Genomic DNA, 25,921 nt, shown 5'->3' on the forward strand with positions numbered 1-25,921 from the left:
TGTCTCACTCCTTAGTTTGCTCTGTAATAGACGATTCCGTCTTTTTGCATTTCTTCAATTCGCCCAGCCTCTAAGAGCACATCCAACTGCCCGACTGTCTCAGACATCGTTAAAAACAAGGCCTCTTCATACATCACAGGAAATAGCTTGCGGCAAAGATGAAAGGCCGTCATTTCTTTTTGTTTAAGCAGCTGATACATCGTATTTGCTCGTTTCTCTTGTTTTTTAAATCTTTCTTCAATCAATTCATGGTGGGACGTGATAAGCTGACCGTGTCCTGGGTAAATCGTCTTGATTGGCAGACGCAATAACCGATTGAGTGATGCTTTATATTGAAGCAGTGATTTTTGACGTTCCTCGCCCTCATCCGGTGCTTCCATTAACGGATTTGAAGAAATGGTCGTCAAAAGCAGGTCGCCGCCAATAAAATTCCCCGTTCTTTCATCTAAAAAGGAAAGATGAGACTGTGCGTGTCCGGGTGTTTCCATCACAAAGAAGTGTTCATGCCCGCTTAAACGATCACCTTCTTTTATGATCTCATCTACATGTGAAGTACAAGAATATGTATAAGATTGCTTCACCATTTTTTCACACTCATTTTGCCGAAGCGGGACACCTAACTGCTGAAAAAAAGGAATCATAAAGTCCACTTGGCGCTGCTTAAACACTGGATCCTGACTAATATACGGCTCATTTAGCTGGTGTCCGATCACACGGACATGAGGTTTCATCAGATTTAACAGACCGACATGATCTGCATGATGATGGGTCAGCACCACCTGATCAATATCGTCTATCGATAAACGATGTTCTTTTAATTGCGTGACAAAAGCATGCTCTGCCTCTTCTGTCATCGGCCCGCAATCTACTAAGGTTACGGCCTCTCCTTTTAATACATATGCATACACATCCCCAACAGCAAACGGCGTCGGGATGGATAATTGAATGATGTCTTCTTTCACTTTTATACGTCATCTCCTGCTTTTTGACTCATGATTGTGGGTACTTAAGCCTTCTTACTTCATTGTATCTTGCAAAAGGCAGACTGTCATGCGGTTTAGACGGGCAATTTTTTTAACTGCCCCTATTGACATAAACTTGTCCATCGTTGCATAATGAACAACAAATATATGATGCGCGATGACAAGGATTAGTAAGCAAAATAATGATGCAAGAGAGTGAGGTCCGCCGGCTGAAAGACTTCACCATCCTCTTATTTGCTGAACCTGCCCTTTGAGCTGTTAGGCAAACCTAAACGTTTCCCGCGTTAAGGGACTAGAGCTGAGTATGCATGTTTGCATGCTAATTGAGGGTGGTACCGCGAAAAACCTTTCGTCCTTTTCAGGCGAGAGGTTTTTTTATTTTCTACAAGGAGGAGCAGCTTATGAGTAAAATTGGATTTATCGGTGCAGGCTCAATGGCAGAGTCTATGATCAAAGGTTTATTAAAAAGCGGCATGATGTCGAATGAAGATATCATTGTGACAAACAAAACGAATGAAAAACGATTAGAGGAATTACAGGCGCGTTATGGGGTCAAAACGGATTTCGCTCGGTCCTTTATTTATGAAGAAGCGGATATTCTCGTTTTTGCCTTAAAACCGAAGGATGCAGAAAGCGGAATTTCTGAAGTCCGTCCTCATTTACATGGACAGCTGATCATTTCTATTTTAGCGGGTATTTCTATTGAAACGATTCAACACTATGCTGGCGGAAAGAGTGCAGTCGTTCGTGCGATGCCAAATACATCAGCGGCGATTCAGCAGTCAGCAACTGGTATTGCCGTAAGTCATGAAGTGACAGAGGAGCAAAAGAAAAAGGCCGTCGAGCTGTTTGAAACGATCGGGCATGTCACAGTATTAGATGAATCGCAGCTAAATGCTGTGACAGCCATCGCAGGCAGCGGCCCTGCCTTCATTTATCATTTGATTGAAGGAATGGAGCGAGGTGCCTCAGAACTTGGAATGGACCAAGCAACTGCGAAATTACTCATTTGCCAAATGATTGCGGGCGCCGCTAATATGCTTCAAGACAGCGGAAAAGAGCCGGCCGAACTGCGCAAAGAAATCACAAGTGAAGGCGGAACAACAGAAGCCGGCCTGAACACACTGGCTGCCTATCAATTTGAAGAGGCCGTTGTCGATTGTGTCAAAACAGCGACTAAACGCGCAGCAGAATTAAACGAAATGTTTTCAGCAAGTACGTATAAATGAAATTGAAAAGCACCTGTTTTGATGACAGGTGCTTTTTCACATAACCCCTCTATTTTTTCCCGCTAACCACTGGGTGTGAATTGCGTGATTCACACTTCGGTTCTTTCTGTTCCTTACTAGAAATGGCTTGTTCTAATAAAGCATCACGTGCCTGATAAAAATTCACATCAACTAACAATTCTTGATGCTTCATATTAGCACCTCCTCATGTAGATGATTCACTCATTGACATGATGGTTTTGATTTGATCCAGATGATGTTGTTCATGTAAAGCGATGGTTTCAGCTAATATTTGAACGGTCATCACTCCTTCTTCCGGATGCAGGCCTGATTGTTCCCATATATCTTTTTCTAATAGCCGAAGCGTGTTGTTTCTTCTCTCTTTCATCCGTTTGATCAATGCTTTGATCTCCTCTGCGTTATACCATTCATACGCTCTTTCTTTCACATATATTTCAGGATCATACGATTGAAAGGGCGTGTGATCATCTGATATCGCCTGCTCTATCCGCTCTGACCAGACTTCTTCTGTGTCATACAAATGCCCAGCGAGCTGCTTGATTGACCACTTCCCCTCCCCCAAAGATTGATCCAGTGCGCTATCATCACAAGTCTTCACTAGCTTCTCTAGTTCACTCATACTTTCCTGAAGCGATGTGATGATGTCTGTTTTTGTTAATTTGCCAGTTTCCATTACGTAATCAACGTCCCCTTTACAGTGAATGCATTCCTACTTTTGATTTATCTTGATGCTTTCCTTTTAGCAGCAGTAAGCTGTTCATCAAACCTGCTACTATCACAAGCCCTGCCATCCCTATAGCGATGACATGTATAGGAATCAAATCTCCGATAAATGCCATAAGGATAAACCCACTAATATAAAATATGCGTGATAATGCAAGTCCTACTGAAAACACACGGGCTCTTAAATGACTGCTTGCATAGGTCATAATATTAGTAGAATACAAAACTTCGACTGGGCTATATAATAGATTGGCTAATAAAACAACAATCAAAAATCCAATGAAAGTCGTTTGTTGATACGACAATGCATGTAATATCGCAAGCAATATAACCGCTAATGTGGACCACCTTTTATAAAATTGAAAGGAGAATTTCGCTTTTTTGAAGTACGCTGCAAGTGTAAGTCCACCGATAATTTGCCCTAGTCCACTAATTGTATGACCAAGCCCCAAGCCAAAATTCCCTTCTCTGGCCACTTCTAAAATATACAGACTAAATAAAACATAAACGATGCTTAAAGCAAACTCTCTTGACATCAATATCCATATGGCGCTTTGAATTTTGGGTGATCCTTTGATTTCCTTAATCCCTTCTTTAAAACTTTGAACATATGACACATACTCTTTTTTTTCAGATGCTTCTTTCGCTTTAATAGGAATTAACAGCATAGCTGATAATAAAAATGTCAGCGCATCTACTAAATAAATTGTAGAGATTGACCAAATTTCTGTCACCAACCCGCCTAATCCTGTCGCGATGAGCATCGATGCGCTAAAAGATGTGGCTAGTATACTATTCCCTTTTGAAAGCTGCTCCTTACCAAGGATTTCAGGTATCATAGATGAACGAGCAGGCAGATATATACCAGAAAAAGCACCATTTAACGCTAATAATAAATAAAGAATAAACGGGGTAACATTCATTGTGACAACTAAAACAAACCCCAGTCCAATGATAAAACGTGCCACATCTGCAAATATCACAACTTTTTTGTAAGAAAACTTATCTATAATTGGGCTCAAAAGCATCGATGTTAAAATGAGCGGGAGCATGGAACAAATAAATAGAATGCTTAGATGGGTCGCTTTCCCAGTAAGTTCATAAATTAAACCAATCGTCGCTATCGTTCTAAACCAATCTCCAAAAGCAGATAAGTTTTGCCCAATAAAGAAACAGACAAAATTTTGATCTTTGAATAGAGATGTCGTTTCTTTCTTTGAAACCATTAGAGGAGCACCTCAGTCGACTCGTACCAGCCTAACTCTTTTTGCATAAACTCCACGGCTTGATCATAATTTTCTCTCTCTTTTTCTGGGATAAGATCAACTAAGATCGCCGGATACCATGGCTTCGCTTCTTCTTTGATTACAAAATATTGCTCCGCTTCTTCAACTACTCCTTTCATTATGAGAAGTTGTAGTTTACGATAGATTTCCTCACGCTTTGGCATTCGATTGAGATACGTTTTTTCTATTTTCATTGTTTTAGGGAAGAAGACGAGTCTTCTATCAAAAGCATGATATTCTCTAGATTTAACAATAGGTAATTCTTGATTCGTCAGGCTTTCGATATACTTTTGCGTATTTCCTTCATTTGACCATATCATGCCTTGCATGTAGGAAATCGCTCCTGTTCCCAAACCAATGTATTGATCTTCATATCCCCCGTAAATCACTTCGCCATATTGGAAACGCTTATTCTGATGCTCTGGGGCCATAAACGTATACACATAATTTTGATGCCAGCCATTCGTTTTTAAATGACGATATAATGTATCACTAAACTCAAATTTTTCTTTAGGATTTGGCGGCATTGGCACCTTGCCTTTGTTAATTTTTGATAACCATCCCTTTGAACAAGCAATATATTCTAGAGGATACGTATCAATACTTGTGCTTCCTAATGCCATCACTCCGTTTATGTCCTCAAGCATCTCTTCTTTCGTTTGTCCAGGCAGCTGATAAAGCAAATCAATATTATAAGATTGGAAATGACGTTTCATTAAGTCCACAGTCTGAGAGATTTGATCAAAACTAGCCGTTAAGTTGAACATTTTCCGATAGTGTTCATTTAATGTTTGGACACCAAAGCTTCCTCTGTTGGCTCCACCTTCAGCCATAGCAGCCACTCTTTCTGGCGTAGCTGTTTTTGCTTCACATTCAAATGTCCATTCATAATCAGCAGATAATGAGAAATTTTCTTTTATAGCGGTCGAAAGTCGATAGATTAGTTCTGGGGGCATTATGGAAGGAGTCCCTCCACCAACGAACACCACATCAAACGTCATTTTTTGGATATTAGGGGATTGGGATAAGATACGCATCTCATTGATTAAAGCATCTATATATTTTCCGATAATGGGCTCATATTTCGTAGATTTAATAAAAGGACAAAACGAACAGATCGTATCGCAGAAAGGGATATGTAAATATAAAGCGTTTTTCCCTTTTTGAAATGTTCGTTCTTTCTGAATGAATTCTGTCACACGAGATTGTGCTCCTTCTTGGCTCGCTTGGCCAAAAAACGGATAAAGAAAATTCCATAAAGACGGATGCTCATCATAATAACTTTTCATATTTGACAATTCTCTCACCCAACTCTCGTCTATTTTTATCCTACATACAAATTCACAGAGAAGCTAAATAAAGCACTTCTCTGCGAAAAACTCTTTTCAGTAAGTATTGATTCTATTCATTAGATTGCAATCCACTCGTTACGCTTCATTTTCATCACCTCCTTTTAATTAGAATAATTGTAACTTAATTACATAATTGATTATAATAGACTTTTCTGAATATTTCAATCATTTTCACTATTTTTTGTGAGGACTATTGTTTTATATACAATTTACGTATGAAACTTTTGGTATAACCATGAAAATATAGACTGAACATTCACAACCAAAAGCCCTATCATCAAGATAGGGCTCTTCATCACATCTACTTACTTTTTCTCTAATAAAGCATGAATCGTTGATTCTAGCAATTCTGGCAAAATGCCAAAAGAGAACGGGACGTGCAGCCGCTCTGTCCATTTGTGCGGATCCTTTCCTAGTGGACCTACGTTGATGACTGGAACGTAAAGGGCTTCCTTTTCTCCTTGCGGTAAAGAATAGCCTTTTTGGTAAAGCGGCATATTGGTTGTATAATGACCTACTTCCTGCTTCTCGAGCTGTAAGTAACTTAAATCAGACAATCCCGGGAAATATTTCACTTCCTCTACTTCAAGTCCATATACCTCTTTTGCCTCTTTTTGAATCTTCTTGAATGTCTTCTGAATATGCGGATCTTCTGTTGAGGACACCGAAGGGTAAAATGGCGGACTATAAAATAGAACAATCAGCGGGCCTTCTTCCTTACATAGCGTCGTCAGCTCCGAGACAATTTTCGTTGAAAAATCTCGATCTCCAAGTTCACCTCGGTTGGCGAATGCATAGTTGACAATGCGCTCGACTTCCTGTTCACCAGAGCGTTCTGCGGCTTTTTGATACAGCTCGTGATACGTAAGAACCGTCACCTGAGTGTCAATTGGAGTAAAGTGTTTAAAGTGCTGAAAGTCCGCTGTTTTTTGCTGAAGATTGGCCTCGATTTGGTCTGCTGCTTGTTTCGCAGTTTCATAGAGAAGTCCGTGCAGTTCTTCACTTGAACGTTTCATCATGAGCACATTAAATAAAGATACGGCTGTGTGAGGTGTTTGAACGGAATAGGCTTCTTTCAAGTCCTTTTGCATTAAATTCGTTGGAGGCGGCGTTACTTCACCATCTACTTCCTCACAATAATCACTATTGAGCTCTAACAGCCTGTTTAGTTCAGATACCATAAAATTCGCATTTAAGCCTGAAAAAGGCTCTCCTACATGTGTTTCAATCCCTTTACAGAAAAATCCGGCTAATACCTTTCCTATACTGCCTGTATACATATAATGATGTTCATCCCCTGGATACTTTTCAAACATCGGCTCACTGTTTAAACACGCGGTATAGTCAAGATCATGTTTTTCTTTAAGCTCTTTTAATTTCGGCACTGCCTCAAGCATTCCTTGTGAATTCACTTCTTCATCAGGAACTGTGACGAGCAGGACATTTCCATCAAATGTTTCTGTCATCGCTCTTTCCAGCATAGAAAGCTGCACGGTGAGACCTGCTTTCATATCCATGGCCCCTCTTCCAAACAGCCAGTCGCCTGAAGCAAGGTCCTCTCTTGCCTTCTTTGGAAGAAGCTCACTTTTTTGCGAAAAGGAAGCCATTAACTCTTCAGGCTTGCATGCCATGTTTTGAAATTCGCCGTAATCTTCTGTATCGACTACATCAAAGTGACTAAGAAGCAGCACGGTACGCCGCAGCGTACTGCGCTTCACAAGTGCCGTTAAATAATACCGGCCATCTTTCATCGGATGCAAAGCCAGATGATCAGGGTTCTGCTCAAAATAAGGCCGCTCCCTTAGCAAATAATATAAATATTCCGCTAATGCGACTTCTCCTGTTGTACCTGATATGCTTTCATACTGCATAAGAGCTGTCAGGAGCTCCCTTAGTTCACTCTCTGTTTGCCATTTCATCCGTTCTCCCCCTTTGATGTCTCTATCTCTCCATTATACAAAAACGTGTATAAAAGCTATATTCTTTGAGCACCTTTTATGACGAAAGTTTGAATGGCTGTTATAATCGGCTATACAATTCCATGAGGAGGCGAAGGTATTTGGAAACAAAACTCTTTTCACCTTGGACATTAAAAGGTGTTACACTGAAAAACCGCATCGTGATGTCCCCGATGTGTATGTATTCATCCTATGACCGTGATGGGAAATTACAGCCTTTCCACTTCACACATTATATTTCCCGTGCACAAGGTCAGGCTGGTCTCATCATGGTGGAAGCAAGTGCTGTATCTCCTGAGGGAAGAATTAGTGATCAAGACCTCGGTATTTGGAGCGATGAGCACATCGAAGGATTCGCTTCATTAAACGAACAAATCAAAGCATACGGAACGAAGACAGCTATCCAGCTAGCCCATGCAGGACGTAAGGCTGAACTTGATGGAGACATTCTTGCGCCATCAAGCATCCCATTTGATGAAACATCTAAAACCCCTGTCGAGATGTCTGTTGATCAAATCAAAGATACCGTTCAGGCGTTTCAGGATGCAGCTGTACGGGCAAAAAAAGCGGGTTTTGACATCATTGAAATTCATGGTGCACATGGCTATTTGATCAATGAATTTCTTTCACCGCTGGCGAACCACCGAACAGACGACTATGGCGGTTCACCAGAGAACCGTTATCGTTTCTTAAGAGAAGTCGTAGACGCAGTCAACGCCGTATGGGACGGACCTTTATTTGTCCGTGTGTCGGCTTCTGATTACACGACAAAAGGACTTGATATTGCAGATTATATTGGGATTGCCACTTGGCTCAAAGAGCAAGGTGTCGACTTAATTGATGTCAGCTCAGGTGCTGTCGTACAGGCGAAAATCAACACATTCCCCGGCTACCAAGTAACATTTGCAGAGAAAATAAAAGAAGGAGCCGGCATTCAAACAGCAGCTGTCGGTCTGATTACATCTGGTGTACAGGCAGAGGAGATTTTACAAAATCAGCGTGCGGATTTGATCTTTATTGGCAGAGAATTTTTACGGGATCCATACTTCCCGAAAACAGCTGCTCAAGAGCTCCGTACATCCATCGAAAGCCCGCGTCAATATGATCGCGCTTGGTAAAAGCTCTTAGGAAAAAAGGTGTCTATTTTTCGAAATAGGCATCTTTTTTGTTTTTAAGAGAAACATATCTGCCTTTTGTGCCGTCTTTTAGCTAAAGAACCACTTAGAGGAGATGGAAGAATGAATTCGGCAATGATTGAAAAAATGTATCATATAGATGGACACCACTTTTATACAAAACATCGTCAAGGCAAAAGGCAAGCCACGATTATCTTTGAAGCAGGCTACGGCATTTCTAGTGATACGTGGTCGAATATGGCACGTGATATTGACCCAGAGCTTGGGGTTTTCTTATACGACCGTTTAGGAAATGGAAAGAGCAGTGAGAGCGGTGAAGGAAGAACCTTGCATGACCTCGCTGATGATTTAGATGCACTGCTGAAAGAAGCCAATATTCAGCCGCCATTTCTTATTGTCGCTCACTCATTTGGCTCTCTTGTCAGCCGGTTATGGACAAGCCGCAGAGGAGATGATGTCATTGGTATGGTGCTGTTAGACCCGGCAAGTGAGGAGCAAGAGCAGGTGATCCTGCCGCTTTTATCAAAGGAAGAACGCACTTCATATATGGCGCAGTTTACAGCAGAATGTACGCATGAGGACTTTCAGCAAATGCTAAGCACAATCAAAGAGGAGCAAACCCATTATGGAATGATGCCGCTTCTTGTCATTTCATCAGGTAAGAGCCGATTGTTTCACCCAGCTCATGAAGCTTGGCTCAGACTTCATAAACGCATGCTGTCTTTGTCATCCCAAAGCGGATGGATTCAGGCGCAAAACAGCTCGCACTATATTCATCATGATGAACCGCATATTGTACAGCTTGCTATCTATGATGTATGGTGCGCAGCCAAACAACCTGTCTCCTATTATCAAACTGCTAATTAAAATAAAAAACTCCTTGACCCGTTATGAGTCAAGGAGTTTCTTTTATTTATGCCGTTGGAGCAGATTGACTTTTTTCTGAAAGCAGCTTTTCAATACTGACAAGCTGAACACATAATGTAAAGATGTCAATCGCTTGCTCTAGTTCTTCAAGAGTCGGGAATGTTGGTGCAATGCGAATGTTACGATCAAGCGGATCTTTTCCATATGGGTATGTTGCACCTGCACCTGTCATTGTGACACCTGCTTCTTTTGCTTTTTGCACAACAGCTTTTGCACAATGATCAAGTGTATTTAAACTAATGAAATATCCGCCATTTGGCTTGTGCCATTCAGCGATATCTTTTCCGCCAAGTTTTTCGTCAAGAATGGAAAGAACGAGGTCAAATTTTGGCTTAATGATCGCTGCATGCTTTTTCATATGTTCCTTCAAACCTTCTGGATTTTGGAAGAAACGAAGATGTCTTAGTTGATTAATTTTGTCTGGTCCGATCGTTTGAATCGATAATTGCTTTTGAGTGAAGCTTACATTGTCAGGGCTAGACGCCATCAGTGCAACACCTGAGCCTGGGAATGTAATTTTAGACGTAGACGCAAACATAAACACACGGTTCGGGTATCCTGCCTCTTCAATTGCTTGAAAAATATCTTTTAACGTATCAGGTGTATCCGTTAGATGGTGGACTGCATATGCATCATCCCAAAAAATGCGGAAGTCGTCTGCTTTTGTTTTCATTGAAGCTAGGCGGTCAACGACTTCATCTGAATACGTAATACCGTCTGGATTGCTATATTTAGGTACACACCAAATGCCTTTAATCGCTTCATCTTCTGCGACCAATTTTTCTACCTGATCCATATCAGGTCCATCAGCCTTCATATCGACCGTGATCATCTCTATGTTAAATAGCTCACAAATGGCAAAATGACGATCATACCCTGGGCTTGGTGCAAGGAATTTTACCTTTGGCAGCTCTCCCCAAGGTGTTTTGCTGTCACATACGCCGTGAGTCATCGCACGTGCAATGGTATCATGCATCATATTCAGGCTTGAATTACCGCCGATGATGATTTGTTCTGGCTTTAAATTGAGTACATCTGCAAAAAATTTCTTCGTTTCAGGAAGGCCTGTCAAGCCGCCATAGTTTCGCACATCTGTGCCATCTTCAGCTGTCATTGCATCCTTTGATGTCACAACATCGAGCATGCCCATAGACAAATCGAGCTGTTTTGGTGAAGGCTTCCCTCTAGACATGTCTAAGTGCAAGTTTTTACTTTTGTAAGTTTCATACTCATTTTGTAGTGCCACATATAGGTCATTCAATTCTGCTTCACTTAATGCTGTAAAACCGCTCATCTTTGATTGTGCCTCCCGTATTCTTCATAGTTTAATTCGTCATTTGTTTTTTCTTCACCATTTTACCACTACCTGAAAAAGAGCGTCATCATAAATATCAAAAAAATCACACAACTTTTTTTGACGATTCATCCAATTTTTACAGGGTGCGTTCAATGGGGAAAGAAGAGAAATCATGTGCAGCTTCTGTCAGCGGGAATATATCGCGGGCTTCTTTCAACAGTTGTTTCAGTGCCTCTTCTCCTTGGTAACGTGCACTTATATGGGTCAAAATGAGCCTTTTTGCGCCTGCTTCCTCTGCTGTTTTCGCTGCTTGTTCTGTTGTACTGTGATAATAATTGTAGGCTAAATCTGCATCTTCTTTACCGAATGTTGCTTCATGGACTAACACATCCGCATTTTTGGCAAGCCTTGTTATATTCTCGCACAAACGGGTATCTCCTGAAAATGCAACGATTCTCCCTTTTTTAGGGGGTTCCAAATAATCGGTTCCATCAATGGTTCTTCCATCTTCGAGTGTCACGGTTTCCCCATTTTTCAACTTCTGATACAAAGGTCCAGGTTTTACACCGATTTCTTTTAGGTCTTCGGCTTTTAATGAACCAGGCATATCTTTTTCCACAACCCGATAGCCGTAAGCTGGAATCCCGTGAGAGACTCTTCTTGCTTCTACTTGAAAGGTATCGTCTTCAAACACGACCCCTTCATCTATTTCTATGATATGCAGCGGATATGTCAAATGCGTTTGAGTAGCTGAAAGTGCTGCGTTCACAAAGGCCTTAATGCCCTTTGGTCCATAGATCGTCAATTCATCCTCCCCGCCTTGAAAGGATCTGCTGCCAAGGAGTCCCGGAAGGCCATATACATGATCACCGTGCATATGTGTGATAAATATTTTCTCGATCTTTCTCGGTTTAATCGTTGTATGTAAGATTTGGTGCTGCGTTGCTTCTCCGCAATCAAAAAGCCACACTGCATTTCTTTCTTCTAAAAGCTTTAGCGCTGTGCAAGTGACGTTTCTTGTTTTTGCAGGAATGCCTGCACCTGTTCCTAAAAAGAGCAGTTCCATTACTTTTCCTCCTAAAGCCGGTATACAATATCTTCATTCATATAGAATACATGAAGACAAGGTAAATGTGAATTCAGCGGAATTTTTGAAAAAAGTGAAACGAGAGCAGAAAAAGTCGAATCAAATGTTTGCTTTACGAACAATGAAGCTTTAAAATAAAGAAAATGTACATACATTCTCGGTTTTTACAACAATGCTACGAATAAAGTGAGGTACTTCTCGTGAATACAGAAACTAACAACCCTAAAGCAGTCATTGTCATTTTTGGCGCAACAGGAGACCTTGCCAAACGCAAGCTCTACCCTTCTATACATAGACTTTATCATAGCGGAAAGCTAGGTGATCAATTCGCTGTTGTCGGAGTTGGACGCCGTCCATGGTCTCATGAGGACCTCAGAGCTGTGGTAAAGGAATCTGTTTCTTCTGATGATGCAGAAGCGAAAACAGAAGAATTCATTTCACATTTCTATTATCACGATTTTGACGTATCAAGCCCTGCTTCCTATCAATCGCTTAACACGCTTCTAACAGGTCTTGAAGATACGTACAGTATTCCAAATAACCGCATGTTCTATTTAGCTATGGCACCGGAATTCTTCGGAACGATTGCGAAGTTCCTAAAGAGTGAGGGCGTATCAGAAACAACCGGCTGGTCACGACTTGTCATTGAAAAGCCATTTGGGCATGATCTGCCAAGTGCCAAAACATTAAATGAAGAAATTCGTGATGCATTCACAGAAGATCAAATTTATCGTATTGACCACTACCTTGGTAAACAAATGGTTCAAAACATTGAGGTCATCCGCTTTGCGAATGCTATCTTTGAACCGCTTTGGACAAACCGCTATATCTCAAACATTCAGATTACATCCAGTGAATCATTAGGGGTTGAAGACCGGGCTCGATATTACGAAAATTCTGGTGCACTAAGAGATATGGTCCAAAACCATATGCTTCAAATGGTTGCCCTTTTAGCAATGGAGCCGCCAATTAAACTCAATACAGAGGAAATCCGCAGCGAAAAACGGAAAGTATTGCGCGCTCTTCGTCCTTTTTCTAAAGATGAGGTCGATCAATTCTTTGTCCGCGGACAGTATGATACTGGTACGATTGATGGCAGCGAGGTTCCTTCTTATCTGAAAGAGCAAAATGTTGACCCGAACTCAAACACAGAAACATTTGTGGCAGGGAAACTGCTGATTGATAACTTTAGATGGGCCGGGGTGCCATTTTACATTCGGACAGGAAAACGGTTAGAAAAGAAATCTACTCAAATCGTAGTTCAATTTAAAGACATTCCAATGAACCTGTACTATGGAAACGGAAATGCCATGCATCCAAACTTACTCGTCATTCATATTCAGCCAGATGAAGGCATCACCCTTCACCTGAATGCTCGAAAGCTCGATGGCGGCACGTATGCGAAACCGATTAAGCTTGACTACCAAACAAACTATAACGACATCATGAATACCCCAGAAGCATATGAAAAGCTGATTCATGACTGCTTGCTAGGCGATGCAACAAACTTTGCTCACTGGGACGAGGTGGCACTTTCTTGGAACTTCGTTGATCCGATTTCTGAGAAATGGGCAGAAAGCAAAACATTAAAACCAAACTATCCTGCTGGTTCTATGGGACCGAAAGAAGCTGATGAGCTTCTAGAAAAAGATGGATACCATTGGTGGAATATATAAAATCATATAAAAAAAGAGCAGTCTCCCTTGGGGGTTCTGCTCTTTTTTTAACGTCCTGTTTTCGTGATTTCAACCGTTGAAAAGTCAAATTTATCATAGCGATGATGGCTAAATGAATATTCAAACGGCTGCCCTGCGTTTAAATAAGCAACCTGCTCGACTTCAAGCACAGGATCTGTTGGGTCACACCCTAAATACTGCTGATCCAGCTGATCTGATTTAGCCGCTCTAATTTTCTTGTGCGCTCCTGCTATTTTTAAATGAAGCTGATTTGAAATGTAGCCATAGATAGAACCCAGTAGAACTTCTTCATCTATGCCCTTAATGAGATTGACTGGCATAAACGTTTTTTCTAATACGTAAGGCTCTTCATCCACAAGACGGAGCCGGATGATATCATAAACAGGTGTGGTTGAGTCAATAGATAAATGGGCTGCCACCTCTTCGCTTGGAAAATGGACATCAAAATGAATGATTTGAGTCGTGACGTTTTTATCCGCCATGACCTTTGTGAACCCTTTATTTTCATGGCCTGATACATTGATTGCCCCTTGATTGAGCGCTGCCTTTACAATAAATGTACCGTGGCCTCTTTTTCTAAAGAGCAGACCTTCTGCAACGAGAAGATCAAGCGCACGTTTCATTGTCATTCTGCTGCATTGAAATTCGGCGGCAAGCGAGTTTTCATCTGGAATGGGTTGATCTTCTGGATAATAGGCTGTTCCTATTCGTTTTCTGATTTCTTCTGAAATGAGTTCGTACTTTTTCATCTCACACCACCAACTGACTTGTTTTTTCATAGCGCTTTATTCTAGAAGGAAATATGGCGTTTTTTAGCCTTCCTCTCATTTTACACTAAGGGATGTGAGCTTAAAAGGTGCCAGCCATTTTTGTTTCATCCACTTACCGTCACATAAGAAAAATACTTGCTCTTTTCAAGGAAAGAGCAAGTATTTTGATTAAAAACCGTTATTCTTTGAAACGGATTGAAACCAGTATCCGCTTTTCTTAATCGTTCGTTTCCCGTCTTTTTGAAGATCAACTGAGACAAATCCATAACGATTTTTATATGCATTCGACCAGGACCAGTTGTCCATAAAGGTCCATAGATGATAGCCTTTCACATTGCTTCCTTCTTGAATGGCTTGATGCACCCATTTGAGATGCTCAGAAATAAAGTCAATGCGGTAATCGTCATGAATCATTCCTTCTTCATCCTTAAACCGCTCTTCTCCTTCGACGCCCATTCCATTTTCAGAAATAAAGCATTCAATATTATCATAGTCTGTTTGAACTTTTTTCAATATGTCGTAAATGCCCTTTTCATAGATTTCCCAGCCTCGGTACACATTCATTTTTCTTCCCGGCATCTCAAAAGAATCAAAATAATGGTTCGGCATAAATGGTGCTTGAGGATGCGGCATATGCTCTTTCGCTTTCACTCTTCTTGGCTGATAATAGTTGATGCCAAGAAGATCAATCGTATTCTCTCGAATGAGCTCAAGGTCCCCTTCTTCCATACTTGGCATAAAGCCTTCTTTCTTTAAGACTTCTACTAGCTTTTCCGGGAAATGCCCCTTCACCGCAGGATCTAAGAAGGAACGGTTAAAGAAAGCATCGGCCATCTCTGCTGCTTCTACATCGCGCGGATGCTGGCTTCGCGGGTACGAAGGAGTCAGGTTTAGGATGATGCCAATCTTACCGCCTTGCTGCAGCTTTTTATAAGCCGCAATCGCCTTCGCATTTGATAAAAGTTCATGAAAACCGACCTGTACAGCCTTTTGGAAATCAACTTCGTTTGGATAATGAAAGCTATACATATATCCGCCTTCTACAGGAACAATCGGTTCGTTATGGGTAAACCATTTTTTCACCCGGTCGCCAAATAATTGGAAGCATAATGTTGCATAGCTCACATAATCATCGACCACCTGTCTGTTCACCCAGCCGCCTTTCTCCTGCAGCGCCATTGGCATATCGAAATGGTACAGGTTCACAAATGGCTCGATATCATGTGCAATCAGTTCATTGATCACATCATTATAAAAAGACACCGCTTCTTCATTCACAGCACCTGTTCCTTCTGGTAAAAGGCGTGACCATGAAATCGACAACCGAAATGAATTGTGGCCAATTTCTTTCATGAGACGGATATCCTCTTTATATTTTCGATAAAATTGAGATGTCACGTCCGGTCCTACGCCATCAAAAAAACGAGTTGGCTCTTGTTCAAACCAATGATCCCAAATGTTCGGTCCCTTTCCATCGCCGGGGACGCTCCCTTCTGTTTGCGTCGCAGAAGCAGAAGATCCCCACCAGAAACCTTCTGGAAATGTATATGATTGCTTGTTAGTTTCCATCGACATGTATTGAGTCTCCTTCACCTTTGATGTTTGCTGCCTTCGTTTTTTCTGTTGTCGTTATTTTTTCATTTTTCACATTCATACGGTCAATAAATTTCAGGAACGGGAACCAAATGACAAACACAATCATCAGGTTAAACAACTGAAGCAGTCCGCCCGCTAGTGAATTTGTTGCCATCATTCCGCTAATAAAGATCGGCACTGTCCATGGGATATTCACGCCTGTCGGCGGCGGTACAATCCCTGATGCCATCGCAAAATAAGTAATACATGTAATGACCATTGGCGCCAAAATCCACGGAATGAGAATAAGCGGATTCATGACAATCGGTAAACCAAAGATAATCGGTTCATTGACGTTAAATAATCCTGGTCCTAAGCCAAGCTTGGCTACTTGTTTTAATTGCTTACTTTTCAGGAAAATTAAAATCGTAAACACAACAGCAAGCGTCATACCGGTTCCACCCATTCCAACCGTATAGATTTCAATAAACTGCTTGCTGATGATATTAGGAACCTCACCTGTTTTTGTGTAGCTCTCTAGGTTTTGAATGGACAATGTATTCCAAATCGGATCCATGACAGAGTTGATAATAATTTGGCCATGAAGCCCAAAGAACCAAAGAATTTGTATAAAGAAAACAGCGATCAACGTCGGAATAATACCGCTTCCAAGACCGACAAGCGGCGCCTGAATAGCATGATAAATCAAATCATGCATATTTGTTTTGAAGCCTTGTGTAATGATGATATTTATGAGCAAAAAGGTTGTAAGTGTCAAAGTAGCCGGGATCAGTGCAGCAAAAGACTTGGAAACAGCTGGTGGAACCCCTTGCGGCATATTGATCACAAATTTCTTTTGGACAAAATAACGATAAATTTCAGCAGACAAAAAGCCTGTGATCATTCCTAGGAACATCCCCTTTGCACCTAAACGATCAACTGGGATAACGCCTGCAATCGTTGCACCGCCTTCTTGTTCTAGTAAAAACGGAGTTAGAAGCAAGAAAGAGGCTAAAGCAATCACGCCGCCAAAGACAGCTTCTACATCATAGCTTTTTGATAAATAGTAGCCAATCCCAAATACAACAAACACACTCATAATGCTGATGGTCGCACTTGGTGCGATATTCAGTGCAGACTGGACGCCTTCCAGTACGTTTTTACTCATGATTTTATCTAAAAATGGCAAATTCATCAGCACAACCATAATGGAACCAAAGATGGTGAGCGGGAACGCAAGCATAAAGGCATCACGTAATACGCCTAAATATCGGTTGTTGTTCAATCTCCCAGCAATCGGAACCAAAATGGCACTTATTTTATCAAACATTGGTTTCCCCCCTTGTTTACACCCTTTATTGTTTAAGCGATTGGAATATCGGCAGAAGCTCTCCCACAAGCTCCTTGATGGTAATGGTCGACATTAAATGATCTTCAGCGTGCATGAGCAATAAGGAAAAGGATGTTGTTTCTCCGCCTGCCTCTTTCTGCACGAGTTGAAAATGGATGTCATGTGCAAGCCGTAAATCTTCTTCCGCTTCTTTCATATGACTAAAAGCTTCTTCTTCTAGACCTTCTCGATATTGTTTCAGAGCCTGAAGCAATTTGCTGCGTGCATTCCCGCTGTGTAAGATCAATTGAAAGCTCACTTGTTCCTCCGTGAGCCCTTCGAGTGTTTTCTTTTCCATCCTTTAAGATTCCCCCATCAATGTAAGTGCCTGTTCATATGCTTTTTGTCCATCGGCAAGCCCGTATGCCTGCATATCAATGACCTCTACCTCAATCCCGTATTTTGTTGCTTCTTTTTGGAGGTCTCCTTTTAAAAAGCTCATTTGCGGTCCGATTAACACAACATCTGCATTCGCCATTTCTTTTTTTGCTTGATCTTGACCAACTGCCCAAATTTCTGCTTCGTCCCCAATTGAATCGGCATGTGCTTTCATTTTTGTCACTAGTAAACTCGTAGACATTCCCGAACTGCATGCTAATAAAATACGTTTCATTTCTCTCACCCCATTGTTGTAATAAAAGCGCTTCCAATTAATATTATATATTTTTATTTTTAAATGTCTAGACATTTAATTTCATTTGTATGTATTTAATATAAAAAAAGAGCGTATTTTACGCTCGTTCAAATTGTTGACAAAGGGCTAAAATGCTTGATTTTAGCCCTTTGTCTTCTTTTCAGCCTGATAGAAAACCTTTGAAGTCTAGGAAGGACGAGCACCGGAGCGCAGACCTGACACCGAATGCGAGGGTTTGTCTACACGCTGATTTGTCTTCATTGTCTTATCCTTTTCCTGCCTGAAAACCTGGATACTTTGTCATGCCGCCGTCAACATATAACGTCAAGCCGGTAACATAGCTTGCTTCTTTTGATGCCAGCCAGACAGCGCATGCTGCCACTTCTTCCGGCTTTCCAATATAGCCGATTGGAATCAGCTCAATCACGCCTTTTTTCAATGCTGGATCATCGAATTTCTCCGCATTAATTGGGGTATCAATGGCGCCTGGTGCAATGCTGTTTACACGGATTTTTTTAGGGGCATATTCAAGCGCCAATGTTTCTGTCAAAAGCTTTGCGCCTCCTTTACTGGCTGCATAATGCACGAAATGAGGCCAAGGAATTTGCTGATGAACCGACGACATATTAATGATCGAGCCTTCTATCCCATGATCTGTCATATACTTCAGTGCATCACGGCACCCTAGAAACATGCCTGTTAAATTGGTAGACATTACTTTGTTCCAATTATCCAGCGTCATTTCTGTAGAGGGTACTTCATTTTCAATGCCTGCGTTATTGATCATCACATCAAGACTGCCGAATGTATCAACGGCTTTATCAATCATCGCCTGCATATCCTCTTCCTTTGATACGTCTCCCTTGATTTTCACAGCCTGTCCGCCATGTTTTTGAATTTCTGCAATGGTATCATCCGGATTTTCTTTATCAGAGAAGTAATTAATCACCACATTGGCTTTTTCTTGTCCAAATCGGCGGGCCATCGCTTGGCCAATCCCTGTACCTGCACCTGTAATCAGAACTGTTTTTCCTTCTAAATCTGGATACATTCGTGTAACCTCCTATTTTGTAAAGCCTAGCAGCACACCGCCTGCAATGATCATCAAGCAGCCTGCAATGACAAAGCTTGTTCTAGATGCTTTCTCTTTTAATAAGTAAATACCGCCTAGTGTTGAGATGACAATCCCTGTTTGTGACATTGAAAAGCTTACGGCTACGCCGATTAATGGAATGGCCAAAAGCAGACCAAGATTTCCTGTTGACCAAACAAGACCGGCAATGATATTTCTAAACGTATATTTACTAAATGGGTCCTGCTTTAAACTAATCGCTAAGGATGAAAGCAGCATGCCGACGGATTGCGGGACAAGTGCAGACCAGCCATCAATATCAAACCATCTTAAAATGACGACATATCCGACGTAGCCAACGGTTGAGATGAGCAGAATAATGATCCCTTTTTTAAAATTGCCTCTGCCATTCCCGCCGCCATTCTTTTTTTGGCCGAGCGATGTCATCACAACACCTGCAATGATCAGTAAAATGGCGCAAGAACCAATGAGTATGACCGTCATCGTCTGCCATTCTTTGAAGACCATGACGCCAAATAGCGTTGTGCTCACAAGCTGCATGCCCGTTGATAAAGGAACCGCTTTAGACACACCGAGAAAAGCAACACTTGAAAGCTGATTCATTTGTCCAATACTCCAGAAGATGCCTGAAATGACGGAAACCGCAAAAATAAGCGGTGTCAGCTCTGGCATTTTGATGAAAAAGGCAGCAATCGAAAATAAAAACGCGCCGAGCGTAATGCCAAGGGTTTGCTGATACGCATTCCCGCCTAATTTGACACTGATGAGAACAATACTTCCCCAAAATATCGCTGGGAGAAGTGCATATAAGATGCCCACTTCTATCCCTACTTTCTTGTCTTTTTTACATAGCATCCCTCTTTTTCACATTTTTAGCCGAAAAGATGCAAACAAAAAAACCTTACCAAAGGTAAGGTTTTTCAGTCGTTCTCTATTTATTTCATCCATTCAGTATGGAATACGCCTTCTTTATCTGTACGCTCATACGTATGTGCACCGAAATAGTCACGCTGTGCTTGAATTAAATTCGCTGGAAGGACAGCTGTGCGATAGCTATCAAAGTAAGCAAGTGCACTTGAGAATGAAGGAACAGGCACTCCTTGTTCCACTGCAAGTGAAATGACTTTACGAAGTGATGATTGATAGTTTTGAGCAATATCCTTAAAGTATGGATCAAGCAATAGGTTTTTCAGTTCAGGATTACGGTCATACGCTTCTTTAATTTGTTGTAAGAAGGCTGCACGAATGATACATCCGCCGCGGAAGATCATCGCAATTTCACCGTATTTCAAATCCCAGTTATATTCATCAGACGCTGCTTTCATTTGCGCAAAGCCTTGTGCGTAAGAGCAGATTTTACTCATGAATAGGGCTTTTCTAACTGCTTCGATCAGCTCTTGTTTATTCTCAGCTGATTTCGCTGGCTCTGGACCTTCGATCAATTGACTTGCTTCCACTCGCTCATCTTTCATTGCTGAAATGTAGCGCGCAAAAACAGACTCAGTAATGATTGGAAGCGGGACACCTAGATCAAGTGAGCTTTTGCTTGTCCATTTTCCAGTTCCTTTTTGACCAGCTTTATCTAAGATCACATCCACAAGCGGCTGGTTTGTTTCTTCATCCACTTTTGTGAAAATGTCAGCTGTAATTTCGATTAAATAGCTGTCAAGCTCGCCTTTATTCCACTCTGAGAATACTTCATGAAGCTCCCCTGCTGACAATCCAGCAACATGCTTCAAGATAAAGTAGGATTCAGAGATCAATTGCATATCTCCGTACTCGATACCGTTATGAACCATTTTGACATAATGTCCTGCTCCATCTGGGCCGATATACGTTGTACAAGGCTCGCCATCTACTTTCGCAGAGATCGCTTCTAAAATTGGTTTTACTAGCTCATGCGCTTCTTTTTGACCGCCTGGCATGATGGAAGGACCTTTTAGCGCGCCTTCTTCACCGCCGGAAACACCTGTACCAATGAAGTGAATACCACTTTCTGCAAGCTCTTGGTTACGTCTTTGTGTATCCTTGTAATATGTATTTCCACCATCAATTAAAATGTCACCTTTCTCTAGGTGAGGAAGTAATGATTGAATGGTTGCATCTGTTGCTGCACCAGCTTTTACCATTAAAAGAATTTTACGCGGTGTTTCAAGCGACTGAACAAATTCTTCGATGCTGTATGTGCCAACAACGTTTTTTCCTTCTGCTTCTTGAAGAAACTCTTCTGTTTTGCTGCTAGATCTGTTATAAACGGATACGGAGAAACCGCGGCTTTCAATATTGAGGGCAAGGTTTTTCCCCATAACGGCTAGTCCAACCACACCGATTTGTTGTTTTGACATAATTCTGACGTCCCTTCTAACACACTATATTGATTACTGCTGAAATGATGTACCCTTTGAAATTACCACAACATCACCTCTTTTATCAAGTTTTCAGGCTAGTCATTTCCTCTTTCGTCCTGAAAAAAATCTTTATTAAAACTTGTCCCGCTTGTTTTGCTCTCTTTTTCCTTAATAGTGATCCCTCTTTGCACCAATGACTTTCCATATTTTTCTTTCAGTCCATCTAAAATGGTTTGGAGAGGCTCTTCTTTTGCATCTTCTGTATATGAAAATAAATCAAGCTGTTTAACAGCTGCTTTTCGTTCGACAAGGTCTGTCCCCGTCACACCTAAGAGCCTCACTGGCTGGTCATTCCAATGTTTAAGGAATAACTGCTTTGCCGCTTCAAATATGTCTTCCTTTCGATCCGTTGGATTTGTGAGCATGACACTTCGCGTGATATTTTTCCAGCTTGCATACCGAATCATGATGAGCAGCCGGTTCGCCATCACTTCTTTTCTCCTTAACCTTGCACTCACAGAGTGTGACAGCTTATCAATTAACGTGACAAGTTCATCTGAATCATCCGAATCATGAGGAAGAGTAGATGAATTGCCGACGGATTTAAATTCGTATATTCTTTCTGGGTCTACGATGCCGTCATGTTCACCATTCGCCTTTTGCTTTAATCTCGGTCCATTAATGCCAAGCAATTCTTTTAGCGTATACTCATTCGCTTTCGCTAAATCTTCAATGGTATGAATTCCGATTTTTTTTAATTTCTCTGCCGTTTTTTGGCCAACCCCGTGCATATCACCAGCAGGGAGCGGCCAGAGCATGTTCGGAACATCTCGTTTACGCAATATGGTGATGCCCATTGGCTTTTTCCAATTAGACGCCATTTTCGCTAAAAATTTATTCGGTGCAATGCCGATACTTGAAGGAAGCATCAGTTCCTCTACAAGCCTTGTTTGAATATCATGAGCCGTTTTTACCGCATGCTCGGCATATGGCGTATGTGTTAAATCAATATAGCCCTCATCAATCGATACAGGTTCGACTAAATCACTGTATTCTCTTAGTATTGTAAACATCTCTTGTGAGGAGCTGCGGTACCGGTCAAAGTTCGGTGTGCGGACAATGAGTCCCGGACATAGCCGCTTCGCCTCCCACAAAGGCATCGGGGGCTTCACACCTAGTGCTCTTGCCTCGTAGCTGCACGTCACAACAATCCCTTTACGCTCTTTTGCATTTCCGCTGATGGCTAAAGGTTTCCCTCGCAAAGAAGGATCATACGCCATTTCTACATTGGCATAAAAAGCATTCATGTCTATATGAAAAATAATATTTGACATTGGCATAACCCCATTTTCTTGTCTACCTGTATTTTGATCAGCTATTTTTGATTATACATTGATTTATTTCATCTTTCCTCAAAAAAACCTTCTCTAAAAAAGAGAAGGCCAGACTGTTAACAAAGGGCTAAAATGATCTTGATTTTAGCCTTAGTCTTCTTTTCAGCGTGATCAAAAACCTATGCAACCCTAGGAAGGACGAGCACCGGAGCGCAGGACTGACACCGAATGCGAGGGTTTGTCTGCGCGCTGGGTTTCACGTTCATTTACACTTTTTCTTCAAGTATACCATGTTGATATTGAATGTCCTCATATGTGAATACTTCATTTTTTTGATGATGTAAATGTTTTACCACCGGATTGGGCTGTTGATGAAAATTCATACTCAAACTTTGATTGGAGTAGTGTCCAGCCGGATCAATATAATACTTGTAATCAATGACTCTTTCTACATCAATTTCAGCGTAAGCAATTCCTTCCGTTTCAGCAGGAACCATATCACTGATCGGTTCTCCGTCCGGCCCGTAAATGCACGTATGCCCGCTTTTAAATGTTTCAAAGTAATCTCTTTGCTCCTGCGTTAAACAAATCATCTCTTTCATTTCTTCCGTATATATAGATGATGTCATCAGCACAAATGTCTGTGTCGCGATGGCATAATATCTGCTTGAAATTTCATCGTCAAAATAACCTGGCCAAGAGGCTACATGTACCTGCTCATTTTGAGCATTCATCGCCATAAGATCAAGCGGGACTTGATGCTCCCAGCACATCAATCCGCCCAGGTTTCCAATGTCAGTTTGAAAGACCGGCATCATACTTCCACTTCCATCCCCCCAAATGAGTCTTTCTGCTACAGAAGCTCTCATTTTCCGGTGTTTTCCTATTAAATCCCCATTTGAATTAAACCAAAGCTGAGCTAAATAGAGAGAGCCGCCATCTTTTTCACTGCATGATATACAAACGTACGTTTCATTTCTCTTTGCTGCCTCACTGATTTTTTGAATGGCTAAGCTAGGGATTTCAACGGCATTTTTATATAATTCATGATAGAACTTTCTCGTATATTCTGGATGACCAATAAAAGCAAACCAAGGATAACCAGGTAAAAATGCTTCTGGGAATGCCACAAGCTTTGCACCATTTGAAGCTGCCTCGTCGATCAGTTCACATGATTTCTCAACGGTTGCTTCCAAATTTAAGTAGACAGGTGCTGCTTGCACGGCAGCTGCTCGAAACTTTGGGTAAATACTTGTCATATTCAAAACCTCCATTTCTTTTATCCACCTCATTATAGGATAGGAAATATGAAGTTTGGATGACATTTACTATTTTATACAAAATAAGGAATTTTATTTAATAGAGAAAACACGTGGTTGTGTTAGACATTTAACCATGTGTATAGTACACTGTGAGTAATGAAATGGATGTGATAATCATGATTATTGATACATTCAATGAAGTCTTTTTCCTTGTTGAATTCTTTACGATTATTCTTCCAGCGCTGACGGCCATCGGCATTGCGTTTTTGCTAAAAGACTGCCGTATGAACGAACATCTTGGTGGACATCGTTTGGAAGAGTTGGACGCATCTTGCTTGAATCGAACAGACTTTCTGTTTATCATATATGATCGCATTACAACTTGGATTAGTAAAGTCATTCGAATGAAACGATCATCTAATGATGATGAAGACCATTCGCTTCCTCTCACTAATTAAATTTTTTTAATCATGAGGAGGAAACGAATTGAAACGTTTATTGACTGTTTTTACGACTTTTTGTTTGATGATGATTGCGTCACCTGCATTTGCAGCGAGTGCGCAAACGAATACGAGCTCTGATGGGTTTTTCCATCATTATTTTGTTCAGCCTTTTTCTGAGCTGATCATTTGGCTTGCGAACTTTTTCCATGATGATTATGGTTTATCCATTATGTTTGTCACCTTGATTGTCCGCCTGCTGATTTTCCCGCTTTTTGCGAACCAATTTAAGAAGCAACGAGTCATGCAGGAAAAAATGGCACTGGTGAAACCTCAGATTGACCAAATACAAAGCAAACTGAAGAAAACAAAAGATCCTGAAAAACAAAAAGAACTGCAAATGGAAATGATGAAAGTATATAAAGAGAACAATGTGAACCCGCTGGCAATGGGCTGTCTGCCGATGCTGATTCAAATTCCAATTGTTCTTGGCTTTTACTCAGCGATTCGCTCAACACCTGAGATCGCAACTCATACGTTCTTATGGTTTAACTTGGGACAAACCGATTTATTGGTGGCAGTCTTTGCAGGGGCTATGTATTTCTTGCAATTTTATGTCACTCAAAAATATGCGAAGCAATCAGGCACCCAGACAGAGGCTGCGCTGAAGCAAGCGAAAGTAATGGGCATGATTTTCCCAATCATGATGCTGTTTCTTTCAATCAATGCACCCGCTGCTCTTCCTTTATACTGGATGACAAGCGGACTATTACTCACGATTCAAACGATTATTTTAAATGTCATGTACCAAAAATCAAAAACGAAAGCTGCGGCTAACGAACAAGCCAAACCAGCTGCTGAATAAAAATAAACCCCTTATCTTTAGATAAGGGGTTTTTCATTATGCCAATTCTTCTTTCAACCGGTCTGGCAATTGATCGAGGTCCTCAATTTTCCCAAGGAACTTATTTGGGTCCACTTGTAAAATCATTTTGTTTTCTCTCTCCACAACGCCGAAGAAATATTCAGATGCCTTCGTGTTCATATGAAATGGCTTGATCTCGCTTTGCTCGATATCGATGATATCTTTTGCATCTGAGACAAGACAGCCAATCATTTGATCGTTTACTTCAAATAGCAGCACCTTGGACTGCTCGTTCACATCAAGAGGCTTTCCGTGAAGCATCACGCCTGTGTCACTGACAGGAATGACCTCTCCTCTTAATGACATCAGTCCTTTAATTTCTTTTGGAAGGTTCGATACTTCTTGTAAGTAAGGGACCTTTTCAATCGAACGAATATGCTCTACACTGATGCCAAACTCCTCTTGCCCCACCTGAAAAATAATAATCTTTTGCGTGCTCACAGAGTCTCCTGCC

At 41.2% G+C, this 25,921-nt stretch carries 25 protein-coding genes and 1 other annotated feature; of the genes, 6 read left to right on the forward strand and 19 right to left on the reverse strand.

Annotated features, from left to right (window positions below; translation table 11 throughout):
• Positions 1–11: 11 nt before the first annotated feature.
• Entirely contained in the window at positions 12–962 is a 951-nt protein-coding gene (locus NSQ76_RS11760; protein ID WP_149126496.1) for an MBL fold metallo-hydrolase, read from the reverse strand.
• A gap of 169 nt (positions 963–1,131) precedes the next feature.
• Positions 1,132–1,343 (forward strand) — a binding site (T-box leader).
• Between the two features lie 41 nt (positions 1,344–1,384).
• Here NSQ76_RS11760 and proC point away from each other — a divergent pair.
• Positions 1,385–2,212 carry a pyrroline-5-carboxylate reductase gene (gene proC, locus NSQ76_RS11765; protein WP_024428040.1) on the forward strand — a complete coding sequence of 276 codons (828 nt, stop codon included), beginning with the start codon at positions 1,385–1,387 and terminating at the stop codon, positions 2,210–2,212.
• Between the two features lie 49 nt (positions 2,213–2,261).
• On the opposite strand, the gene NSQ76_RS11770 is transcribed toward proC, so the two are convergent.
• From NSQ76_RS11770 to NSQ76_RS11790, 5 genes are all read right to left on the reverse strand, one after another.
• Positions 2,262–2,405, reverse strand: coding sequence for a hypothetical protein (locus NSQ76_RS11770; RefSeq protein ID WP_157834345.1), 144 nt, complete (start codon positions 2,403–2,405; stop codon positions 2,262–2,264).
• Positions 2,406–2,417: 12 nt separating this feature from the next.
• Positions 2,418–2,906, reverse strand: coding sequence for a DinB family protein (locus tag NSQ76_RS11775; RefSeq protein WP_024428039.1), 489 nt, complete (start codon positions 2,904–2,906; stop codon positions 2,418–2,420).
• 19 nt (positions 2,907–2,925) lie between these two features.
• The gene (locus tag NSQ76_RS11780) at positions 2,926–4,182 is read right to left on the reverse strand and encodes an MFS transporter (RefSeq protein WP_024428038.1); all 1,257 of its coding nucleotides are present in this window, start codon (positions 4,180–4,182) and stop codon (positions 2,926–2,928) included.
• Entirely contained in the window at positions 4,182–5,531 is a 1,350-nt protein-coding gene (locus tag NSQ76_RS11785) for a coproporphyrinogen-III oxidase family protein (RefSeq protein ID WP_024428037.1), read from the reverse strand. Before NSQ76_RS11785 ends, NSQ76_RS11780 begins: the two co-directional genes overlap by 1 nt.
• Positions 5,532–5,899: 368 nt before the next feature.
• On the reverse strand, positions 5,900–7,513 hold the full coding sequence (locus NSQ76_RS11790) for a M20/M25/M40 family metallo-hydrolase (RefSeq protein ID WP_149126495.1): 1,614 nt from the start codon (positions 7,511–7,513) through the stop codon (positions 5,900–5,902).
• A 140-nt stretch (positions 7,514–7,653) separates the two neighbouring features.
• On the opposite strand from NSQ76_RS11790, the gene namA reads away from it, so the two are divergent.
• Together namA and NSQ76_RS11800 are read left to right on the forward strand one after the other, a co-directional pair.
• Complete coding sequence (gene namA / locus NSQ76_RS11795) at positions 7,654–8,670, forward strand: NADPH dehydrogenase NamA (RefSeq protein ID WP_080708051.1); 1,017 nt, start codon at positions 7,654–7,656, stop codon at positions 8,668–8,670.
• 120 nt (positions 8,671–8,790) lie between these two features.
• The gene (locus tag NSQ76_RS11800; protein ID WP_149126494.1) at positions 8,791–9,555 is read left to right on the forward strand and encodes an alpha/beta fold hydrolase; all 765 of its coding nucleotides are present in this window, start codon (positions 8,791–8,793) and stop codon (positions 9,553–9,555) included.
• A 46-nt stretch (positions 9,556–9,601) separates the two neighbouring features.
• Here NSQ76_RS11800 and NSQ76_RS11805 read toward each other — a convergent pair whose 3' ends face one another.
• Complete coding sequence (locus NSQ76_RS11805) at positions 9,602–10,909, reverse strand: aminotransferase class I/II-fold pyridoxal phosphate-dependent enzyme (protein WP_176967010.1); 1,308 nt, start codon at positions 10,907–10,909, stop codon at positions 9,602–9,604.
• Between the two features lie 139 nt (positions 10,910–11,048).
• On the reverse strand, positions 11,049–11,978 hold the full coding sequence (gene rnz / locus NSQ76_RS11810) for a ribonuclease Z (RefSeq protein ID WP_024422900.1): 930 nt from the start codon (positions 11,976–11,978) through the stop codon (positions 11,049–11,051).
• 221 nt (positions 11,979–12,199) lie between these two features.
• Here rnz and zwf point away from each other — a divergent pair, with 221 nt between their 5' ends.
• A complete protein-coding gene (zwf, locus tag NSQ76_RS11815; protein ID WP_024428033.1) occupies positions 12,200–13,675 on the forward strand; it encodes a glucose-6-phosphate dehydrogenase in 1,476 nt (491 codons plus the stop codon).
• A 47-nt stretch (positions 13,676–13,722) separates the two neighbouring features.
• Here zwf and NSQ76_RS11820 read toward each other — a convergent pair whose 3' ends face one another.
• The 10 genes from NSQ76_RS11820 to NSQ76_RS11865 all read right to left on the reverse strand — a co-directional run bounded on the left by NSQ76_RS11820 (position 13,723) and on the right by NSQ76_RS11865 (position 24,099).
• Positions 13,723–14,445 carry a GntR family transcriptional regulator gene (locus tag NSQ76_RS11820; RefSeq protein ID WP_024422902.1) on the reverse strand — a complete coding sequence of 241 codons (723 nt, stop codon included), beginning with the start codon at positions 14,443–14,445 and terminating at the stop codon, positions 13,723–13,725.
• 189 nt (positions 14,446–14,634) lie between these two features.
• Positions 14,635–16,041, reverse strand: a complete 1,407-nt coding sequence (locus NSQ76_RS11825; RefSeq protein ID WP_029706057.1) for a glycoside hydrolase family 1 protein — start codon at positions 16,039–16,041, stop codon at positions 14,635–14,637.
• Entirely contained in the window at positions 16,025–17,371 is a 1,347-nt protein-coding gene (celB, locus tag NSQ76_RS11830) for a PTS cellobiose transporter subunit IIC (protein ID WP_087977120.1), read from the reverse strand. The genes NSQ76_RS11825 and celB overlap by 17 nt, the downstream gene beginning before the upstream one ends.
• Before the next feature lie 25 nt (positions 17,372–17,396).
• Positions 17,397–17,729, reverse strand: coding sequence for a PTS lactose/cellobiose transporter subunit IIA (locus tag NSQ76_RS11835; protein WP_024422904.1), 333 nt, complete (start codon positions 17,727–17,729; stop codon positions 17,397–17,399).
• A gap of 3 nt (positions 17,730–17,732) precedes the next feature.
• Positions 17,733–18,044: a PTS sugar transporter subunit IIB gene (locus NSQ76_RS11840; RefSeq protein WP_024422905.1), complete on the reverse strand. Its 312-nt coding sequence runs from the start codon at positions 18,042–18,044 to the stop codon at positions 17,733–17,735.
• A gap of 286 nt (positions 18,045–18,330) precedes the next feature.
• Positions 18,331–19,116: an SDR family oxidoreductase gene (locus tag NSQ76_RS11845; protein ID WP_034622353.1), complete on the reverse strand. Its 786-nt coding sequence runs from the start codon at positions 19,114–19,116 to the stop codon at positions 18,331–18,333.
• 12 nt (positions 19,117–19,128) lie between these two features.
• A complete protein-coding gene (locus NSQ76_RS11850; protein WP_025093008.1) occupies positions 19,129–19,977 on the reverse strand; it encodes a GRP family sugar transporter in 849 nt (282 codons plus the stop codon).
• Positions 19,978–20,093: 116 nt separating this feature from the next.
• Entirely contained in the window at positions 20,094–21,503 is a 1,410-nt protein-coding gene (gene gndA / locus NSQ76_RS11855; RefSeq protein WP_034622350.1) for an NADP-dependent phosphogluconate dehydrogenase, read from the reverse strand.
• 98 nt (positions 21,504–21,601) lie between these two features.
• Positions 21,602–22,846, reverse strand: a complete 1,245-nt coding sequence (locus tag NSQ76_RS11860) for a DNA polymerase IV (RefSeq protein WP_024428027.1) — start codon at positions 22,844–22,846, stop codon at positions 21,602–21,604.
• 260 nt (positions 22,847–23,106) lie between these two features.
• Positions 23,107–24,099 carry a carbon-nitrogen hydrolase family protein gene (locus NSQ76_RS11865; RefSeq protein ID WP_254241452.1) on the reverse strand — a complete coding sequence of 331 codons (993 nt, stop codon included), beginning with the start codon at positions 24,097–24,099 and terminating at the stop codon, positions 23,107–23,109.
• 179 nt (positions 24,100–24,278) lie between these two features.
• On the opposite strand from NSQ76_RS11865, the gene NSQ76_RS11870 reads away from it, so the two are divergent.
• Positions 24,279–24,560, forward strand: coding sequence for a hypothetical protein (locus NSQ76_RS11870; protein WP_024422910.1), 282 nt, complete (start codon positions 24,279–24,281; stop codon positions 24,558–24,560).
• Between the two features lie 28 nt (positions 24,561–24,588).
• Positions 24,589–25,407, forward strand: a complete 819-nt coding sequence (locus NSQ76_RS11875) for a membrane protein insertase YidC (protein WP_024422911.1) — start codon at positions 24,589–24,591, stop codon at positions 25,405–25,407.
• A gap of 36 nt (positions 25,408–25,443) precedes the next feature.
• On the opposite strand, the gene NSQ76_RS11880 is transcribed toward NSQ76_RS11875, so the two are convergent.
• Entirely contained in the window at positions 25,444–25,908 is a 465-nt protein-coding gene (locus NSQ76_RS11880; RefSeq protein ID WP_024422912.1) for a chemotaxis protein CheW, read from the reverse strand.
• Between the last annotated feature and the right edge of the window lie 13 nt (positions 25,909–25,921).

This window comes from Bacillus sp. FSL M8-0256 (assembly GCF_038005765.1).
GTDB classification, from domain to species: domain Bacteria; phylum Bacillota; class Bacilli; order Bacillales; family Bacillaceae; genus Bacillus; species Bacillus safensis.

Excerpts from the sequence above, each read along its gene's own strand:
- NSQ76_RS11790 (WP_149126495.1), bottom strand. The coding sequence starts at position 7,513 with ATGAAATGGCAAACAGAGAGTGAACTAAGGGAGCTCCTGACAGCTCTT.
- NSQ76_RS11820 (WP_024422902.1), bottom strand. The coding sequence starts at position 14,445 with ATGAAAAAGTACGAACTCATTTCAGAAGAAATCAGAAAACGAATAGGA.
- NSQ76_RS11870 (WP_024422910.1), top strand. The coding sequence starts at position 24,279 with ATGATTATTGATACATTCAATGAAGTCTTTTTCCTTGTTGAATTCTTT.
- NSQ76_RS11860 (WP_024428027.1), bottom strand. The coding sequence starts at position 22,846 with ATGCCAATGTCAAATATTATTTTTCATATAGACATGAATGCTTTTTAT.
- gndA (WP_034622350.1), bottom strand. The coding sequence starts at position 21,503 with ATGTCAAAACAACAAATCGGTGTGGTTGGACTAGCCGTTATGGGGAAA.
- NSQ76_RS11840 (WP_024422905.1), bottom strand. The coding sequence starts at position 18,044 with ATGAAACGTATTTTATTAGCATGCAGTTCGGGAATGTCTACGAGTTTA.
- NSQ76_RS11825 (WP_029706057.1), bottom strand. The coding sequence starts at position 16,041 with ATGTCGATGGAAACTAACAAGCAATCATATACATTTCCAGAAGGTTTC.
- rnz (WP_024422900.1), bottom strand. The coding sequence starts at position 11,978 with ATGGAACTGCTCTTTTTAGGAACAGGTGCAGGCATTCCTGCAAAAACA.
- NSQ76_RS11780 (WP_024428038.1), bottom strand. The coding sequence starts at position 4,182 with ATGGTTTCAAAGAAAGAAACGACATCTCTATTCAAAGATCAAAATTTT.
- NSQ76_RS11845 (WP_034622353.1), bottom strand. The coding sequence starts at position 19,116 with ATGTATCCAGATTTAGAAGGAAAAACAGTTCTGATTACAGGTGCAGGT.
- NSQ76_RS11865 (WP_254241452.1), bottom strand. The coding sequence starts at position 24,099 with ATGACAAGTATTTACCCAAAGTTTCGAGCAGCTGCCGTGCAAGCAGCA.
- proC (WP_024428040.1), top strand. The coding sequence starts at position 1,385 with ATGAGTAAAATTGGATTTATCGGTGCAGGCTCAATGGCAGAGTCTATG.
- NSQ76_RS11775 (WP_024428039.1), bottom strand. The coding sequence starts at position 2,906 with ATGGAAACTGGCAAATTAACAAAAACAGACATCATCACATCGCTTCAG.
- NSQ76_RS11785 (WP_024428037.1), bottom strand. The coding sequence starts at position 5,531 with ATGAAAAGTTATTATGATGAGCATCCGTCTTTATGGAATTTTCTTTAT.
- celB (WP_087977120.1), bottom strand. The coding sequence starts at position 17,371 with ATGTTTGATAAAATAAGTGCCATTTTGGTTCCGATTGCTGGGAGATTG.
- NSQ76_RS11800 (WP_149126494.1), top strand. The coding sequence starts at position 8,791 with ATGAATTCGGCAATGATTGAAAAAATGTATCATATAGATGGACACCAC.
- NSQ76_RS11805 (WP_176967010.1), bottom strand. The coding sequence starts at position 10,909 with ATGAGCGGTTTTACAGCATTAAGTGAAGCAGAATTGAATGACCTATAT.
- NSQ76_RS11770 (WP_157834345.1), bottom strand. The coding sequence starts at position 2,405 with ATGAAGCATCAAGAATTGTTAGTTGATGTGAATTTTTATCAGGCACGT.
- NSQ76_RS11835 (WP_024422904.1), bottom strand. The coding sequence starts at position 17,729 with ATGGAAAAGAAAACACTCGAAGGGCTCACGGAGGAACAAGTGAGCTTT.